General features: G+C 61.5%; 3 protein-coding genes. 2 read left to right on the forward strand and 1 reads right to left on the reverse strand.

Translation table 11 applies throughout. The features are described from left to right. Positions 1 to 417 (reverse strand): alpha/beta hydrolase (locus tag EN932_RS33715; RefSeq protein ID WP_164769397.1); only part of this gene is annotated, 417 nt, incomplete at its 3' end. Between the two features lie 190 nt (positions 418 to 607). Here EN932_RS33715 and EN932_RS33720 point away from each other — a divergent pair. After that, positions 608 to 1,861: an ABC transporter substrate-binding protein gene (locus EN932_RS33720; RefSeq protein ID WP_128369417.1), complete on the forward strand. Its 1,254-nt coding sequence runs from the start codon at positions 608 to 610 to the stop codon at positions 1,859 to 1,861. 3 nt (positions 1,862 to 1,864) lie between these two features. Further along, the coding region (locus EN932_RS33725) for an ATP-binding cassette domain-containing protein (RefSeq protein ID WP_128369418.1) at positions 1,865 to 2,506 on the forward strand (642 nt) is incomplete at its 3' end.

Consider the following 2,506-nt stretch of genomic DNA (forward strand, 5'->3'; position numbering starts at 1 on the left):
CTTGAATCCGCTGCCGACCTCCTCGGGCGAGACAGGCGGCGTGCCGGTGATCATCAAGCCGAGCAGGCCGGGAAAGCGGTCGATCATCTCAAGCCCGATATGGCCGCCGAGCGACCAGCCGAAGACGATGGCCTTGTCGATGCCGAGCAGCCCGAGCACTTCGGTCATGGCATCGGCATAGCCTTCCATGCTGTAGGAACGCTCTGGATCGATCGCATCGCCGGACGCTCCATGACCGGGCAGGTCGGGAGCGATGAGGTGATATCGCTCGCCCAACGGGCCGTCCAACTGGTTGCGGAAAACGGCACTGGAAGATGAATTGCCGTGGATCAGCATGACAGCGGTTCCCTGGCCGCTGGTCTCACGCACCGCGATCTTGCCGTGGCTGGTTTCAAGGGTCTTCTGCGAGATCGTCATTGTCCGCTCCGTCGGGAATTGCCCTGTTTTAATGCAGTTGCGCAGCAAAGCGCCACGGCTTCCATACCTTTGCGGGAACCTTGTTCCCGGCCAGGTTGCGTTGAAAAATCCTTTTCAAATAAGAACAATTATGCGTAGATTGTCAATTATCCAACTCCCGATGAACGGGAGGAAAACAGGGAACAGCACGATGAAGCCCAAATCCGCCGCAAGTCGAATCCGCCATAAGCTGATGAGCACGACGTTGATCGGCATGTTTGCCGCATCAGCCGCCCCCGCCTTTGCCGACGTCGTCAAGATCGGCCTGCTTGCGCCGCTCACCGGCCCTGCCGCGGCGGACGGCCAGGAATTCCAGCGCGGCGTGCAGATGGCCATCGACGAAGCGAACGCAGCCGGCGGCGTTGCCGGGGATACGTTCGAACTGGTGGTCGGCGACGTCAAGGATCAGTCCGCCGGCAACGTCACCAGCGCCGTCGAACGCCTGCTTGGCGATCCGGGCGTGCACTTCATGCTGACCGGCTATGCCAGCCTGACCAATTTCGAGATCGACAACATGGCCGAGGCGGAAATGCCCTACATGCTGGCGGCCACCTCGCAGCAGACCAGGGACATCATCGCGCCGAGCCCCGACAAATACATGTGCTGCTGGTCACTGACGCCTTCCTTCGACGCCTACAACACCGACGTCACCCTGTTCGTCGAGAAGCTCGCGGCCGACGGCAAGATCACCCTGCCGACCAAGAAGGTCGCCATCATCTCGTCCGACAACGCCTATTCGAAGACCATCTCCGAAGGCATGAAGAAGACCTTCAAGGACAAGGGCTGGACCATCACCGTCGACGAGATCGTACCCTTCGGCGAAGTGACCGACTGGCGTTCGATCCTCGCCAAGGTGCGCGAGAACGTTCCCGATGTCGTCATCAACACCGACTATCTGCCGGGCAATTCGGCGTCGTTCCTCAACCAGTTCCTCGAGCAGCCGACCAAGAGCCTCGTCTTCCTGCAATACGCGCCGAGCGTTCCGGAATTCGTCGAGCTGACCGGCAAGAAATCGGATGGCGTCATCTACAACCTGCTCGGCGGCGCGCTGACGACGCCGAAGAACCCGCGCGCCGATGAGGTGGCAGCCAAGTTCAAGGCAAAATACGGCGTCGAGAGCGGCACCTACGGCGTCGGCCTCTACGAAATGACCAATGTCTATTTCGACGCGGTCAAGAAGGTCGGCGGCGCATCCGACCATGCGGCGATCATGAAGGCGCTGTCGGAGACCGACAAGCAGGTCGGGGAAGGGCGGCTGAAATTCGATCCCGCCACCCACCTTGCCACGCAGGGCGACGACTATATTCCGATCACCTTCTTCCAGATCTGGGATGGCCAGCGCACGCTGATCTCGCCTGAGAAATATGCCACCGGCGCCTTCAAGCTCCAGCCCTGGATGAAGTAGGGAATGGCCCTGCTTGAACTGGACGACGTGTCGAAGGCCTTCGGTTCGCTGAAGGCCGTCGATGGCGTGTCGTTCAAGGTCGAGGCCGGCGAGATCTTCGGTATCGCCGGCCCGAACGGCAGCGGCAAGAGCACGCTGTTCAACATCATCACCGGCATCCCGTTCGGGCCCGACCGGGGCCAGATCCGCTTTGACGGCATTGCCATAAACGGCAAATCGGGACACGCCATCGCGCGCCTCGGCCTTGCCCGGACCTTTCAGCGCGAGACCAGCTTCGACGGGCTGACCGTGTTCGAGAACGCGCTGATCGGCGCCAGCTACGGCAAGCAGGAAAAGACAGCGGCCACGGCCCGCAATGCCGCCGCCGAGGCGCTGGAGTTCGTCGGCCTGGGATCCCAGTCGTTCGGCCGGCTTGCCGGCGAATTGTCCGTGTTCGAGCGCAAATGCCTGATGCTTGCCACGGCGATCGCCATGCAGCCACGCATGCTCTTGCTCGACGAGCCGGCATCGAGCCTGACCAAACCCGAGATCGAGACGTCGATCGGCCTGATCCGCCGCACCGCCGAACGCGGCATCACCATCCTTCTGATCGAGCACGTGCTGACTTTCCTGATGAGCCTTTCGCAGCATCTGCTGGTGCTCAAC

The organism is Mesorhizobium sp. M7A.F.Ca.US.002.01.1.1 (assembly GCF_004022955.1).
GTDB lineage: Bacteria > Pseudomonadota > Alphaproteobacteria > Rhizobiales > Rhizobiaceae > Mesorhizobium > Mesorhizobium ciceri.

Excerpts from the sequence above, each read along its gene's own strand:
- EN932_RS33720 (WP_128369417.1), top strand. The coding sequence starts at position 608 with ATGAAGCCCAAATCCGCCGCAAGTCGAATCCGCCATAAGCTGATGAGC.